Here is a 14590-nt window from a genome sequence, read left to right on the forward strand (position 1 = left end):
GCGGGACGGGGGCGGCGGAAGAGGCGGGATCAGGCGGCGGCGCGGATGCAGGTCCGCGTCACCATCTCCCAGCCCGCCAGGAAGGCCTCCACGCAGCGCGGGTCGAAGTGGCGGCCTGCCTGGTCCGCCACGAAGGCCCGTGCGCGCTCGAGGGGCCAGGCCGCCTTGTAGGGCCGCTCGGTCACCAGGGCGTCGAACACGTCCGCCACCGCCACGATGCGGCCGGAGATCGGGATCGCCTCGCCGCGCAGGCGCTTGGGATAGCCGGTTCCGTCCCAGCGCTCGTGGTGGCTCTCGGCGATCTCGGCTGCGAGGCGCACGACGTCGGAGGTGCTGCCCTCTAGGATGCGCCGGCCGCGCTCGGCGTGCTTCTCCATCTCGGCGCGCTCCTCGACCGTGAGCGGCCCCGGCTTGAGCAGGATCGCGTCGGGAACGCCGATCTTGCCGACATCGTGCATGGTGGAGGCGAGCTTCAGGATCCGGATCTCCGCCGGATCGAAGCCGAGATTGGCGGCGATGAGGCCCACGTAGCCGGCCACCCGGGCGATGTGATCGCCGGTATCGGTGTCCCGGTGCTCGGCGGCGCGCATCAGCAGGGCGATGATCTCGCGCTCCCGCGCCTCGATGACCGCGACCGCCGCCGCGACCTCGCGGGCGAGCACCGCGGCCCGGTCCTGCTCCTGCCGGTGGGCCGCGCTGATCGTCATCAGGTTGGTGATGCGCGCCTGGATCTCGACGGGATCGCAGGGCTTGCCGAGGAAATCCGTCGCGCCGGCGCGCAGGGCCTGATGGCGCAGGCTGCGCTGGTCGAGACTCGTCACCATGACGATCGGCACGTGCGCGAAGCCCGGAACCGCCCGCGCCGCCGCGATGACGTCGAGTCCGGTCAAGCCGGGCATGTCGTAGTCGGTGACGACGACCCCGATCCTGTCGACATGCGCCCGCAGGAAGTCGAGCGCCGCCCTGGGGCAGGTGAAGGCGACCGGCTCGCAGCCGGCCACGGGCTTGAGCGCCTGCATGACCAGCAGGTTGTTCATCTCGGAATCGTCGATGATCAGTGCGAGCACCGCGTCACTCCCAGACGAATGGCCGGCAGCGGAGGATCGGCATCGTGGTCTCCGCTATTGCGAGAGCAGCAGCTTGCCCGAGAGGGGGCCGACCCCCTTGGGCACCGGCACGCTCGTCGCGTCGTAATTCGCGTTCAGATAGAGATTCGGACCCTCGTAGAGGTTGACCTGCTGGGCCACGATCACCGTGTAGGCCGATTGGTCGGCAACGGGTTTGCTCGCGTCGATCACCACGCGGCCCGCCGGCAGGTAGAGCGTGCCCAACATGGTCCGCGCATTGTCGCTGATGATCCGGTAAGTCCGCATGGGCTTGGTGGCAGCCAGCGGCGGCGGCGTCGGCGGCGGCGGCGGCCCCAGGGTTTGGTTCGCCAGGGCAGCGAGAAGCACGGCGGGATCGACAGGGTTGCTGACCGTTCGCTCCTCCATCATCAGCAGTCCGGCCATGGCGCCAGTGGTCGGCGCCGACAGGCTCACCGTGGTCTTCTTGTCGAAGAGGAGACCACCCTTGTTGCCGGTGAAGTAGAAGGCGACGTCGATACCGGTCATGGCGGCATCCTTGTCGACGATGAGCGGCCCGTCCTTCATCACATAGGTGCCGGCGCGTAACGCGACGGAGGCGCTCTTGGTGATGTGCAGGCCGCCGCAATAGGTGCCCGGATCGAGGGTCACGCTCTGATCGACGAGATTGCCGCTGGTGTCGCGCTTGCTGTTGGCCGAGGCCGGGATCGCCGTGCAGGCGCCGATCGGCGGCGGCGCCCGGTCCTTCAGGGGATCCTGGATGGGCGGACAGCTCGTCTGCGGCGGCGGGGCGAAGTTCGCGCGGGCGCCGTCGAAGCCGCCCGCGGTGCAGATGGTCTGCGCCCGGGCATAGGCGTTGTCCTTGCCGACCATGCCGCGGGGGCTCAGCGAGTTGCTGTAGAGGGAACAGTCCTGGGCCGTGACCTCGGCGCTCTTCTCCAGTTCGAAGGCCCCGTCGGCGAGCGGATCCAGCGTGAGCAGGCACAGGCGCATCTTGCCGACGACGCGCGCCTTCGAGCGCACCGCGACCTTGACCGTCGGCACGCCGACGAAGCCGCCGAAGGCGAGCTTGACGGTCTCGTCGACCGTCACGGCGACGCTGGTCCTGTCGTCCGCCACGTCGACCTGGAGCGCATACGGGCTCTCGGTGCGGGGCGCCGCCTGGGCCTGGATCGTATCGACCACGATACTCTTGGCCGCCGCCGAGGTCGCGACAGCGAGCTTGAGGTAATTGCCCGCCGCCAGAACGCCGGCATCGGCCGCGTTCTGGAGCTGGCTGCGCCGGGAGGCGAGGCGGGCGTAGTCGATGCCGCCGCCGGTCAGGCCGAGCAGCACCACGGCGCTCAGACCGAAGGTCAGGGCCACCGAGCCGGATCGGTCCGCCAGGGCGCGCGAGCCGATGCGGAGCGCTCTCCAGAAGGGCAAAATGGACAGTTCTCCCCGGGCGGGATCGGTGCGGCCATCGCGACGGCATCAACCGCCAACCCGACCTGGCTAGCGCCCAGCTCCTAAGAATCCGTCGCGTTGGAACGCCAAAATGCCAGCGCCACCCGTCCGGCCACGCTTGGCTGTGAAAATCGTCGGACCCCTTGCAGACCGAAGACCGCTCGCCCCGGAACACAGGGCCGCGATACAAGCAGAAGAGTGTATAATCGAATTATATACAACTCAAGCGCGAAAAGACAGTCCTCCACAGACTCGTCGCCGCCGAACCTCGATAAGGTGGCAAATTCTACTCATGTTTGAACGTTTTCTAAACGAGCCGATCTTACATCTAGCTTCGTCCGGCCGTTGAGCCGGGACGGCAGCAGGCACAGGACCTGCAGAGTTCGTTTGTCATGATGGGCATCTTGCGGCGCGTCGCGACTGTCTGGCGCACACGCGAGCCGGGCGGCCGGGCTGGCACCGACGGATGGATCCGACGGCTGCGCGGCCACCGCGGCGGCGCCTCGGCGGTGGAGTTCGCGCTCCTGGCGGCGCCGTTCCTGGCACTTCTGGGCGTCGTGGCGGAATCCGGCGTCGTCGCCATCGAGCAGCAGACCCTCGATATCGCCGTCGACCGCAGCGTGCGCCAGCTGCGCACGGGCGCCTTCCAGGACGGCGCCGACGGCAGCGATCCAAGCCAGCGCTTGCGCAAGCTCGTCTGTGCCGGCCCGTCGGCGCTGTTCCCCTGCGCCGATCTGCGCCTCGACGTGTCGCGGACGGCTTCGTTCTCGGCATCGCAGCCGGCGGAGCCGTTCGACAAGACCACGAAGACGTGGACGACGGGCTTCGGCACCCGGTTCGAATGCCCGCAGGGCGGCGATACGGTGACGGTCCGGGTCGCCGTGCCGGTGATGCGCCTCTTCCAGATGCTGGACTTCACCGGTCGGATCATGTCCGACAAGTCGCAGCTGCTCGTCACCACCGAGATCTTCCGGGCCGAGGATTACGAGCCCAAACCGTGCTGAGCCTCCGTCCCCGCGCGGGCCTGACCGACCTGATCGGCAGCCGGGACGGCGTCAGCGCGATCGAGTTCAGCGTGATCGCGCCGATCCTGCTGTTGATCCTGATGGGGTCGATCGAGCTGCCCCGCGCCTTCATGATCGGGAAGCGGCTCGACAACGCGTCGGCCACGATGGCGGATCTGATCGCCCGCGGCAGCTACGCCGACCTGAAGCCGGTCTTCGCCGCGACCAGCGCGATCTCCAACCCCTACGACGTGAGCGGCGCGAGCATCGTGCTGACGGCCGCGGGCACCTACAGCGACGGCAGCTCGGCGACGACCAAAGTCTGCTCGAGTGCCGAATCCAACGGGCAGGCCTACGCGGCCGGCACCTCCCTCGGCCCACCGCCCCCGGGGATGACCCGAAACGGCGATCGCTTCGTCGTGTCGGAGGTGACGATGATCTATAATCCGATCTTCCCGGTGCTCTCGAAGCTGACCCGGTGGACCTTCCGATCCAGAAAGGTCTGGCCGGTGCGCGGGGGCGAGATCTACAACGGACAGAGCGAGGTGGTTCTGCCCGGCGGCAAGCCCTGCCCGGCCTGAACGGGCCGACGGTGGCAGGCCCGTCGAGCGGAGGCCGGTCCTCCGCGGCAATCCGGTCGGCGATGGAGGATGGCGCCTGCGGCACGCAGGACGGGGTGCGCGGGCACGGCGGCGGTCTTCCAAGCGCGGCGCGGGCGATCCGGCGACGCGGCCGGCGCCACCGGATGGACCCGGTGGCGCCGGATCGCGGCCATCGCCCGCCTCAGCGGGTCGAGACCGCGGTGGCGACGACCCGCCGCGAGGCCGGGCTCGCCGGGACAAGACGCGGCGTCGTGGTCAGCTCCGAGGCCGGACGAACCGCGGCGGTGGGACGCGCCTGCTCGCGGTAGAGCGGGGGAGTCAGCGCGATGGTCTCGTCGGCCAGGGCGGTGCCGATCATCGGAACGGCGGCGAGGGCGGCGAGAACGATGGTGCGAACGGTCATGATGCGAAGTCCTCTCGTTGTCCGGGTCGTGCCCGGCTTCGAGGGGGTATTTACGTTGCAGAGCAACATGATCCAAACAGATGCAATCGATACCACATATCGATACGATCAATGTTTGCTGTGCCGATTCCGTTTCCGAGCGACTCGGCAGGCGGACCTTGCCGCCTGCGCTTCATCGACCGGTCGGCTCGAGGAGACCGCGCGCGGGCAGCCGGCCGATGCATCGCCAAGAATCGGCCGACCGGAAGGACGGACCGAGTTCATACAATATTAAACCGCACCCCCGAAGGTCGGTCAGCCCATTGAATGTTTGTGAACCCACAGAGACTTAACGCGTAAAAGTTTATCTTTTCGCGCGGAAGGAGACGGCCCGTTGCTGGTTGCTGCCCTGCTCTTCGCGGTGGGCGTATGGGAGGGCTGGCGGTATCGGGCAGCGGTTCTGATAGCCAGCTCGATGCTGGTCAGCATCGGGTGGCTGGGCCTGTGGGCCTTCGTATGGACGCATCTCGACGCCGAGAAGATCCTACTGCTGTTCGCCTATCTCACCGCCCATCAGGCCGGGTATCTCGTCGGCGCCTATCTCGGGGCGGATTTCGGCGAAGATTCTTGACCGAACGGATCGTCGGCCCGTGGGCTGCGATCATCGTGGCGATGTCGACGCCAGGTTGACGCAGCGGCGCAGACAGGCCGGCGGGGCGATCGAAGACGAAGCCGGGATGCACAACCCGTTCTCCGGGCGCCACCACCGGCTGCCAGAGCTCAGTGGCCGAGTTCCACCGGGATGCTGAGATCGACGATCCCGTCCCCGCTCAGGAGAGCGGGCGGCGGGGCGGAGGTCGGGCTGATCCCCTGCAGGGCGCGGAGCGCGCGCTGATCGAGTTTCGGCGAGCCCGAACTCTGTTCGATCTCCGCGCTCTGCACCGCCCCGTCCGGACCGATCTGGACGTGGACCAGCACGGTTCCGCCGCCCCGAGCCGTACCCGATCCCCTCTGAGCGCGGTCGGCGGCATCGATCCGCGTGACGAGGTCCGAGAGCCAGGCCCGCACCGCGGGTCCTGGAGTCGCCTGCGCTCCGCTCGCCAGAGCCAGACCGAACACAACAGCACCGGACATCAGGACGCGCGGCGACATGGGAAACGGTGGCTCCCTGAGCCCAGGATCGAGGGGCGACCCTACGCCCCGAACGGGCCGCTTGCGACCCCGATCCCGTGTCGCCGTCACGCGACGGCGGCGGTTTTCCAGCCTTTCGGGCCGGCGGCGGCCAGCATGACGTCGTCGCTACCGATCTCGAGGCCGGTATAGCCCAGCATCTGCGCGAGTTGCGTCCGGGCCCGCCAGACCCGGCTCTTCACGGTGCCGATCCGGCACCGCATGATCGCGGCGGTCTCCTCGTAGGTCAGGTTCTCGATCGCCACGAGCACGAGCGCTTGCCGCATCGGCGGCGTGAGACGACCGAGGGCCGCCTGGACGTCGCTCAGGTCGAGATGGCCGCCCTGCTCGGGCAGCGAGACCATCCGCTCCGCCTGCGCTCCATCCTCGTCCTGCACCTCGCGCCCGTGCCTCCGGTGCTCGTTGTAGAACGCGTTGCGCATGATCGTGAACAGCCACGCTTCCAGGTTGGTGCCCGGTACGAAGCTGGCGCGCGAGCGCCAAGCCCGCAGAAGCGTGTTCTGCAGCAGGTCGTCGGCACCGACGTGGTTGCGCAGCAGCGAGCGCGCGAAGCGCTGCAGGTTCGGCACCATGCCCAGGAGCGAGGCCTGGAATTCCTTCTCACGGCCGTCTTGCGCCTCGCCGAAGGCACCGTCCAGCAACCTCAGCAGTTCGGCGAAGCGCTCCGCGATCGTCGGCTCAACGGCGTCCTGCGCGTAGGTCGCCGCCAGCAGATGGCCGAGATGAGATTGCACGCTGTCGGGGAGCCGGGGCGCCGGTGGGTCGATTGTATCAGCGTCCAGCAAGACTCCGAGCATGATAGCCGATCACCTAAACAGGATGAAAACATGATTTCGGATATTAATCCCGGAATATGTCACACTCGCCGCAACATAGATCAGCCAATACGAATATATATGGACAGAAACATGCCGGTCGGCGCGGCGGACACGAGAAACGCCCCGGAACGAGGAGGGTTTCGATGGCATTGGACGCGCTGAAAAACGCTACGCCCCGGCGCCGAATCTGTGGCGACGCCGTTCGAGACCGCGCCGCTCCGCATGTCGTCTTCGACACGGGGTCAGGCGCGGCGGGTTGAACACAAGGATCGACTCCATGACCAGACTCTCGGATCTCGAGATGGATCCCGCCTTCCAAGAAGCCGTCAGCGCATTGCGAGGCGCGGCCAGCACCTTGAGCGGTCGCGCCGTGACGGCCGCTGAGGCCCGCTTTCTCGTCGGCATCGCCCTGACGACCTTTGCGCATGCCGGTGGCCTCGAGGAGCCGAGCCGTGGCCGGCTCGCCCGCTTCGCGGCGCGCAGCGGGCCGGACACGGCCGTCGGGACGCGAACCCGGCACTGAGCCACCGCCGGCCAACGGGAGACGCCCGGACCGCAGATCCGAACGCCGCTCCGGTCTCAGGCATCGCGGCCCGCCGACGCCCGACCCGGATCGGGTCGCCACCACGCGCAAGCCCGCAGTGCCCCCCCTCGGTGCCATGCGGGCCGACGATCGGGAGGCGCCCCTCGGGGGCCCCGGCCGTCGCCCGGATCCGCCGGATCTCGTCGCGGCCGTGCCGACCGGCCGCGACCCTCGCCGACTGTGCCGGGTGGTCCGCCCCGCGCCCCGACCGATGGACCGCAGGGCGCGGATCCCTCCGAGGAAAACGCCTCGACCGGAGGGCGCGCGGATCGGAGCGTCCGGTCGATCAGCCGATCTGCTGGGATTCGGCGCCGCTGTCGGGGCGCGCCGGGCCGAGCACCGGCTCCTCGCCCATCGGCTGGTTCTGGACGACGCTGAACGTGCCCTTGCCGTCGAGCGACGGGCCCTGCGTCCAGCGGCCGGCCGGCGGCGGCGAACCGTCCGCCGACGTCCCGAAGAAGGCGTAGTTGAACTTCTGGTTCTCCTTCTCCTGCGGGAAGGAGTTCGGGATCGGCAGGGTGCCCGCGTGGCCGCCGAGTTCCTCGATCACCGCCAGCCATTGCTGCTGGTGCATGGTGTCGCGGGCGATGAGGAAGCTCCACATGTCCCGCATGCCGGCGTCGTTCGTGGCGTTGTAGAGCCGCACTGCGAGGACGCGGCCGGTGCTCTCGGCCGCGACGTTGCAGTACATGTCGGCCGCGATGTTGCCGCTGGCGTAGACGTGGCTCATGTCGAAGGGCAGGCCGTCGGAATTGCCCGGGAAGGCGGCCATGCCGGTGGACAGCAATGTCTTGTGCAGCATGCCCTCGGCGATGTGGCGCGGGTTCTCACCGCCCATGATGGCCCCGACGATCGCGTCGGCCGCCCCGGCCTCCTGCACCTTGGTCGGCGCGTTCTCAAGATTCAGCGCGACCGCCGTCGCGAGCATCTCGATATGGCCGAGTTCCTCGGTCGCGGTGGCGAGCAGCATGTCCCGGTACTTCGTGGTCGGAGCACGATTGCCCCAGGCCTGGAAGAAGTACTGCATACAGACCCGGATCTCACCTTCGATTCCGCCGATCGCCTGCTGGAGCATGCGGGCATAGATCGGGTCGGGGCTGTCGACCTTGACCGGATACTGAAGACGCTTGTCGTGATAGTACATGGTGTCTGTCCCTCGCGAGAGGCAAGGCGTGCTCAAGCCCACCGCACGAGCGGCCGTCGGCTCGGCACCCCCGTGGGAGCATCGAGCCTCTCACCCTGTCCAACCCCGCGTCAGAACGACGGTTCGATTTCTGGATCTATTTATAACGACCAATATTTGGTCAAAGCTATTTTCTTAAGCTCGATCAGGCTATTGGCACGGTCAATCTCGATCATTCCCTCGCCAGAGCATCTCGTATTACATAACGTATGTTAAGGGAGACCAACCCCGGTTCAGGGCGCTTGGCGGGCATCTCCGGCCGGGCACCGTGCAAGCGTCCTCGGTCCGGCGGTCGCGGCCCGTGCGGCCTCACGAGGATGCCGCACCGACGTCCCGGAGCTCAGAGGAGCCCGGCTCGGCGGGCGAGCATGATCGCGAAGGCGAGGCAGGCGGCGAGGCTGACCCCCAGCATGGCGACGTTCGTCCAGAAGCGCACCGGCCGGCTGGAGCCTTCGATCCCGCTGGCGCGCAGCCGGACCCACGGCACATACAGGTAGAGGGCGATCAGCGTCAGGATCAGAAACGCGAAGGTGGCGAGCCGGCCGGTGATCAGGGCCGCGCCGGCCAGGACCGCCCAGCCGAAGACGAGGCCCAGCATGGTGAACAGGGCTGTCGAGTTCACGTCCGCACGTCCCCTTCCGCGGATGATGTCGGCAGGGCAGCCGCTGCGATCCTCAGTCTGCGCCGGGACCCATCGAGGAACCCGCAGCGTCAGCCGGACCGGTGATCAGATCGAGAAGGTTTCTGGTGCTGCGAGAGAGGATTGAACTCTCGACCTCTTCATTACCAATGAAGTGCTCTACCACTGAGCTACCGCAGCAGGTGACCGGGGCGCCCCCGCGGGGGGCGTGTCCGTCCGGCCGAGTGGGGCCATAACGGATCGCCGCCGCGTTGGCAACGCCGTGTTGCGCTTCCGCGCATTTTACGTGCGCGATGCGGCCCGGATCAGGGCCGCGAGGCCCGGCTCGGAAACCGCTTCGGCGGCTTCCACCGGTGTGAACCAGCGCAGGTCCCGTTGACGCGCCTCGGGAAAGTCCTTGAGCTGCTTGCGCACCTCGAGGGGAAAGACCTTCACTTGGCACAGGACGGTGTCGAGGTTCCTCAGGCGCTTCTGGTAGAGGTAGAAGCCGATCGGACGCTTGCCGACCGCACCGCGCAGGCCCGCCTCCTCGTAGGCCTCCCGCGCAGCCGCCTCGAACGGCTTGCGCCCCTTCATCGGCCACCCTTTCGGGATGACCCACCGACGGCTTTCCCGCGACGTCACCAGCAGGATCTTGGGCTGGCCATCCCGCCCGCGCCGGAACGGCAAGGCTCCCACCTGCCGACGCGGCTCCCCGTCATCGTCGTTGAGGGTCATGGTCGCACTGCGCGAGGCGGAAGGCTGCCCCGACCCGGCGTCATCGACGCCGCGTGCGGGCTCTGTGCAGTCTGGCGGATGATCGGACCCTCGGTCGACGGCTCTGAGCACACGCTATAGGGCGAGCCGGCACATTCAACTGCCAGTAGACGAACGGCGCGACCTCTCCGTGAAGTCGCGCCGGTCCTGTCATGATCTGCGGGGATGATCGGCGCTTGGTGCCGCCGGTCATCCCATCCGACGAACGGCGCGATCCGCCGATCCCGGCGGCAGCGCTGCGGCCGCCATCCCGGCCGAGACCGGATCGGCGCCGGCGGTCTTCGCGCTGGCTGCCTTCGCCGGCAGGACGGTGGGCACCGGCACCGGCGTTCCCGGTCCGGTGGCGACCGGTGCAGAGGCCGATGCAGAGGACAGTGCAGAGGCCGACGGGGCGACCGATCCGGGGACGGGCGCAGAGGGGCGCGTCGCGGCCGGGACGAGGGCCGGGGCGGTCGAATCCGCTTCCGGCTCCACCGCGGGTGCGGCGGCCAGGGTGTTCGGCGGCTCGCGCCACGTGAAGGCGTCGAGGCGCCCGGTCACCGGCGAGACCGGCGCCCAGGTTTCGGTGGCGATGCCGTCGGCGATCCAGACGCGGTCGCGCGGGGCGCGGGCGGCCCGGGCCAGCCACTCGCGGGCCTGGCCGGAGGCGGCGCCGTGTTCGGCCTCCTCGATGGCCGCCATCATCAGGCAGGCGCGGGCGGTCGGCCGGTCGGTGAGCAGGGGCTTCACGGCCTCGCGGGCCCGCTTGTAATCCCGCGCGTCGAGGGCGGCCTGCCCGAGGGCGAGCCGGGATTCCGGATCCCAGACGGACAGCTTCGCCAGGACCTCGGCGCGGGCGAGACGGTCGCGGACCGAATCGCCGGGCCGCAGCCCGAGATAGACCTTGGCGAGGTCGGGATGGGGATTGGCCTTCCAGGCCGCCTCGACGATCCGGGCCGCCTTCTTGACGTCGCCGCGGCGGGCGAGGAGGCGTCCGGCGATGCAGGCCGCCGGGACGAGATCGGGGGCGAGCTTGACCGCCTGCAGGATGCGCTCCGCGGCGAGTTCCGGCTCGCCGGCCTCGCGCTCGCCGGCGATCGCGGTCAGCAGCACGGCCCGCTGCCGCCGGGCGGTGGCCTTGTCGATCAGGCCGAGGGACGAGCGGCGCTCGATGGTCTCCAGGGCGGCGGCCCAGTCGCCGTCGGCGCTCTGCGCCTCGAGCAGGGCCTCGTTGGCCCAGGTGACGCTCGGGGCGAGGCGGGCGGCCTCGGTGGCGTAGGCGCGGGCGGCCGTCTCGTCCTCCCGGCGCCGGGCCTCCACGAACAGGCCGCGCAGGCCCAGGACCCGGGTCTCGGGATCGTCGACCATGCGCTGGAAAGCACTTTCGGCGGCGTCCCGGTCGCCGGAGATCTGCGCGGCCTGGGCCTTGAGCAGCAGGGTCAGCGGCTCGGTGCCGAGGAGCCGCTCGGCGTCGCCCGCGAAGCGGCGGGCCGCCAGGGGATCGCCCGAGCCCACCGCTACCATGCCGCGGGAGAGGGCGGAGAGGCCCTTGGCGCGGCGCCGCTCGGCGGAGCCGCGGACCAGGGCCTCCGGCAGGCCGATCACGCCGCGCACGATCGCCCAGAGCACGCCCAGGACGATCGCCGCCGCGATCACCCCGACGAGGGCGACCGCGAGGCTGGTGCCGATCTGGTAGCCGTTCCAGACGACGGTGACGGTACCGGGCCTGTCGGCGATCCAGACCGCTCCGAAGGCGGCGAGTGCGAGCAGGGCCAGGAAGGCGAGGGCGCGCCACATGGGGTCAGTGTCTCCTGTCGGCGGCCGGCTGGCGGCCGTCGCGGGGGGCGGGAGGAGCGGGGCGCCTGCGCGTCCGCTCGGAGAGGGTGCGGCCGCGCAGGGCGCGGATCGGGTCCGTCACCGGACTAGCGCCCGGGGGCGGCCTGGGCCGGTTGGGCGGCGCCGACCGGCAGGGCCTTGAAGGCGCTGTCGAGGAGGGTGCGCACGGCCTGCTCGGCCTCGGCCCGGGCCTTCAGCTTGGCACCGAAATCGCCGGCCGGCTCCTGGGCCTCGGCCGGGAGCGCCGCGAAGGCCGCCGAGGCCGCCGTGAGGTCGCCGCGGTCGAGGGCCGCCTGGACCTTGCCCTCCGGAGCGTCGGAAGCCTCGGGGGCGGGCGCGTCGGCCTTGCGGATCTGCACGAGACCGTCGGCCATGCTGAGGAGCTTGGAGCGGAAATCCCCGGTCTCGGCGGCGCTCTTGGCCCGCTGCGCCTGCCGCTTGGCCGCGATCCGCTCGGCGATCGGCCGGAACGTGTCGGCGAGATCCGCCGCCGAGGGTGCGCCGCCCTCGGCGAAGGGGGCGAGGGCCTTGGCCTGCGCTTCGGTGCCCGGATCGAGCTTGCGCAGGGTCGCCAGCGGCTCCGCATAGGCCGTGCCGGATTCCAGGGCGGCCGCCACGCGATCGGCGACCACGACCCGGAGAGCCGCCTGGACGGTGCTGGCCTCGGCGCGCTGCGCCACGCTCTTGTCCAGCGCAGCGATCTGATCGGCCTGCTCCTGCAGACGCCGATCCACCGCCTTCGCGGACTCGGCGGCCTGGGTCTGCCCCGCCTCGGCGGCGGTGCGGCTCGCCTGGGCGGCGGCCTGGACCGCCTCCGTGGCCGCCTTCACCCGCGCGTCGAGGGCCTGTTGCAGCGCGTCGAGGCGTTGACCGAGCGCCGCGTCGGCCTCGGCATTCGCCTTGGTCTTCTGCTCCACCTCGCCCTGCAGCGCCGCGATCTTCCGGGACACGTCCTCGGCCGCCCCCTTGTCGCCGCCAGCGTCCTCCACCGCCTTCAGGCGGGTCTCGAGATCGACGATCTGCTTCGCGTTGTCCTGGACCACGCCGAGCTTCGCGCCCGCCGACTGGTCCCGGCCCGGCTCCTGGCCGGGCTCCTCCTGAAGCGCGGCGACGCGCTGGTCGAGGTTGTCGAGGCGGGCGACGAGATCCGGCGGCACGGCCGGCGCCGCACCGGAGGCCTGGCCGTCCGTCGCGGCCGCCGGCGCCGCGCCGGCCTTGTCGAAGGCCTGCTTGGCGCTCGATTCCGCGGTGGCGATGCGCTTGTCGAGGGCCGCCAGCGCATCGCGCGGGGCCAGCCCGTCGAGGCGCTTGTCAAGGGACGCGATCTGGCTGGAAAGCCGTTGGTCCAGGGCGTTCAGGCGCGGATCGGGACCGATCCCGGCCTTCTCGGCACCGAACAGCAGGCCGGCGCCGATCACGCCGCCGAGCAGCCCGGCAGCGGCGATCGATCCGAACCCGGCCCGCGCCCGGCCAGACGATCCAGCCGCAGGTCTGGCCGGATCGACGGAGGCCGCCGCGGGGATCGGCCCCTTCGGCGCCTCCTTGCCATCCCTCGGGGCATCCTTGGAGGTGTCCTTGGAGGCGTCCTTGGCCGAATCTTTGCCGGCCGACGGCGGATCGGAGATGCGCTTGGCCTTGAGGTCGATGATCGGACCGGCGGTCACCGCGCTGGCGGCCGCCGGACCCGCGGCACCCGAAGCGGGACCGCCCGGACGGGGACCGCCCTGGGGGCCGGTGCCGGGCTGTGAGGCCTTCGGATCGGCCGTCGCCCCGGTGGCCGCCGACGCGGTGGTGGAGGCCGTCGACGACGACGCCGTGGCCGACGACGAGGTGGTCGTGCCCGGCTTCGTCTCGAACCTGTCGGACCCGGCCTTGAGCGCATCGGGCTTGGCGCCGGGCGGCTGGGCGGCCGGGCCGGACGTCGGCTTCAGGCTGTCGGTACCGGGCCCCGGCTTGACGCCGTCGGGGCGGGCGTCGCTCGTGCCGGGCTTGGCGGACACGACGGGCTCGGTCGCCGGCTTGGGCGGTGTTCCGAGCGGGGATCCCTGCGGTACCTTCACGGTCTCGGCCGGACCCGAGACACTCGGCTTCGCACCGGCGGCGGTGGACGCCGAGGATGTCGAGGCCGACGCCGAGGCGGTGGACGCCGATGTCGCGGGCGACCGGGACGCGCCCCCGGGCGGCAGGGACGATCCGGGCTTGCCGGGCGCGGCGTCCGGCTTCCGACCGCCGGGACCGGGCTTGTCGGCGTCGCTGGGTGGTGGCGTCACGGGCAAGTCCTCCAACTCTTCGGCGTCGCCGCGCCCCCCTAGCACCGCGGCGGCGCCGGGCGCGAGGGCGAGATACGGCGGCCCGGCCTCCCTGTCACCGCACGGCTAACCCGGTGGCGGCGCCAGGGCGTCGAGCAGATCCGCTTCGCGCGGGCGTGTCGCGACGAAATGGACCGGAACACCGGCGGCTTCCAGGGGGGCCGCGACATCCGACGATAGGCAGTAATGCCCCAGGCGGCGGAAAGCTCCGCCATGACCCGATCCATCCGCGAGGGCGAGGGCGACGGCGGCGCTGCGCCGGGAATAGTGAAGGGCGGCTTCGAGGCGTCCCGCGGCGAGCTCGAGGGCCACCGCCTGCGGGAGCGTCCGCAGCGCCTCGGCCCGGTAGGCGACGAAGGTAGTGATCCGGAACCCCGCGGCCATCAGCGTTGCCGCCGGCTCCGGCTTTCGCTCGGCCCCGGTCGCGTGGAGAAGGGATTCGCCGGGCGCCAGGGCATCCGCCACCAGGGCGGCGAGGCCGGCGGCATCGCCCGGCCCCTCGCGCACGGGACCGAGGCCGGCCGCGCGTGCCAGCGCAGCCGTCCGCGCACCGACGGCGAAGACCGGGAGACCGCGCAGGGGCGGCGCGTTCCGGATCGCCGGCACCGCGTTGGCGCTGGTGAGGAGCAGGGCGGCGAAGGGTCCCGCGGGCGGTGCCGCCGCGGTCGGCCGCACCGCCAGAACGGGCGCGACGAGCGGCGCGTGGCCCTGCGCCGCCAGGGCCGCTCCGGTCCGTGTCGCCCCCGGCTCGGGCCGTGCCACCCAGATGCGCACGG

At 70.6% G+C, this 14590-nt stretch carries 16 protein-coding genes and 1 tRNA gene; 5 read left to right on the top strand and 12 right to left on the bottom strand.

Features of this window, described 5'->3' with window-relative positions; genetic code table 11:
• Window positions 1–29: 29 nt before the first annotated feature.
• Window positions 30–1067, bottom strand: a complete 1038-nt coding sequence (locus ABC766_RS29945; protein ID WP_345820204.1) for an HD-GYP domain-containing protein — start codon at window positions 1065–1067, stop codon at window positions 30–32.
• 54 nt (window positions 1068–1121) lie between these two features.
• Window positions 1122–2510, bottom strand: coding sequence for a TadE/TadG family type IV pilus assembly protein (locus ABC766_RS29950; RefSeq protein WP_345820205.1), 1389 nt, complete (start codon window positions 2508–2510; stop codon window positions 1122–1124).
• A 413-nt stretch (window positions 2511–2923) separates the two neighbouring features.
• Between ABC766_RS29950 and ABC766_RS29955 the strand changes: the two genes are divergently transcribed.
• Entirely contained in the window at window positions 2924–3535 is a 612-nt protein-coding gene (locus ABC766_RS29955) for a TadE/TadG family type IV pilus assembly protein (protein WP_342141755.1), read from the top strand.
• Window positions 3529–4116, top strand: coding sequence for a TadE/TadG family type IV pilus assembly protein (locus ABC766_RS29960; protein WP_342141756.1), 588 nt, complete (start codon window positions 3529–3531; stop codon window positions 4114–4116). The genes ABC766_RS29955 and ABC766_RS29960 overlap by 7 nt, the downstream gene beginning before the upstream one ends.
• 202 nt (window positions 4117–4318) lie before the next feature.
• Here the strand turns inward: ABC766_RS29960 and ABC766_RS29965 are convergent, their stop codons facing one another.
• Window positions 4319–4540 (bottom strand): hypothetical protein, encoded by a 222-nt coding sequence (locus ABC766_RS29965; protein WP_078946968.1) that lies wholly within the window; start codon window positions 4538–4540, stop codon window positions 4319–4321.
• A 373-nt stretch (window positions 4541–4913) separates the two neighbouring features.
• Between ABC766_RS29965 and ABC766_RS29970 the strand changes: the two genes are divergently transcribed.
• The gene (locus tag ABC766_RS29970; RefSeq protein ID WP_043353028.1) at window positions 4914–5150 is read left to right on the top strand and encodes a hypothetical protein; all 237 of its coding nucleotides are present in this window, start codon (window positions 4914–4916) and stop codon (window positions 5148–5150) included.
• Between the two features lie 149 nt (window positions 5151–5299).
• Here the strand turns inward: ABC766_RS29970 and ABC766_RS29975 are convergent, their stop codons facing one another.
• Together ABC766_RS29975 and ABC766_RS29980 are read right to left on the bottom strand one after the other, a co-directional pair.
• Entirely contained in the window at window positions 5300–5671 is a 372-nt protein-coding gene (locus ABC766_RS29975; protein WP_043353029.1) for an energy transducer TonB family protein, read from the bottom strand.
• A gap of 86 nt (window positions 5672–5757) precedes the next feature.
• A complete protein-coding gene (locus ABC766_RS29980; RefSeq protein WP_051044873.1) occupies window positions 5758–6507 on the bottom strand; it encodes a sigma-70 family RNA polymerase sigma factor in 750 nt (249 codons plus the stop codon).
• A 298-nt stretch (window positions 6508–6805) separates the two neighbouring features.
• On the opposite strand from ABC766_RS29980, the gene ABC766_RS29985 reads away from it, so the two are divergent.
• Window positions 6806–7051, top strand: a complete 246-nt coding sequence (locus ABC766_RS29985; RefSeq protein WP_075380186.1) for a hypothetical protein — start codon at window positions 6806–6808, stop codon at window positions 7049–7051.
• 346 nt (window positions 7052–7397) lie between these two features.
• Here the strand turns inward: ABC766_RS29985 and ABC766_RS29990 are convergent, their stop codons facing one another.
• The 6 genes from ABC766_RS29990 to ABC766_RS30015 form a co-directional block, all read right to left on the bottom strand.
• Window positions 7398–8255, bottom strand: coding sequence for a manganese catalase family protein (locus ABC766_RS29990; protein WP_278307116.1), 858 nt, complete (start codon window positions 8253–8255; stop codon window positions 7398–7400).
• 379 nt (window positions 8256–8634) lie between these two features.
• Window positions 8635–8916 (bottom strand): hypothetical protein, encoded by a 282-nt coding sequence (locus tag ABC766_RS29995; RefSeq protein WP_043353034.1) that lies wholly within the window; start codon window positions 8914–8916, stop codon window positions 8635–8637.
• 123 nt (window positions 8917–9039) lie between these two features.
• Window positions 9040–9114, bottom strand: a tRNA-Thr gene (locus tag ABC766_RS30000).
• A 102-nt stretch (window positions 9115–9216) separates the two neighbouring features.
• Window positions 9217–9651: an NUDIX hydrolase gene (locus ABC766_RS30005; protein ID WP_043353036.1), complete on the bottom strand. Its 435-nt coding sequence runs from the start codon at window positions 9649–9651 to the stop codon at window positions 9217–9219.
• 228 nt (window positions 9652–9879) lie between these two features.
• Window positions 9880–11466: a heme biosynthesis protein HemY gene (locus ABC766_RS30010; protein WP_345820209.1), complete on the bottom strand. Its 1587-nt coding sequence runs from the start codon at window positions 11464–11466 to the stop codon at window positions 9880–9882.
• A gap of 125 nt (window positions 11467–11591) precedes the next feature.
• Window positions 11592–13169 (bottom strand): translation initiation factor 2, encoded by a 1578-nt coding sequence (locus ABC766_RS30015; protein WP_345820211.1) that lies wholly within the window; start codon window positions 13167–13169, stop codon window positions 11592–11594.
• On the opposite strand from ABC766_RS30015, the gene ABC766_RS30020 reads away from it, so the two are divergent.
• Window positions 13150–13884, top strand: coding sequence for a hypothetical protein (locus ABC766_RS30020; protein ID WP_345820212.1), 735 nt, complete (start codon window positions 13150–13152; stop codon window positions 13882–13884). The two genes, ABC766_RS30015 and ABC766_RS30020, sit on opposite strands and share 20 nt — an antisense overlap.
• Here ABC766_RS30020 and ABC766_RS30025 read toward each other — a convergent pair.
• Window positions 13881–14588, bottom strand: a complete 708-nt coding sequence (locus tag ABC766_RS30025) for a uroporphyrinogen-III synthase (protein WP_345820213.1) — start codon at window positions 14586–14588, stop codon at window positions 13881–13883. The genes ABC766_RS30020 and ABC766_RS30025 overlap by 4 nt on opposite strands.
• Window positions 14589–14590 lie beyond the last annotated feature (2 nt).

Source organism: Methylobacterium fujisawaense (genome assembly GCF_039619325.1).
GTDB lineage: Bacteria > Pseudomonadota > Alphaproteobacteria > Rhizobiales > Beijerinckiaceae > Methylobacterium > Methylobacterium fujisawaense.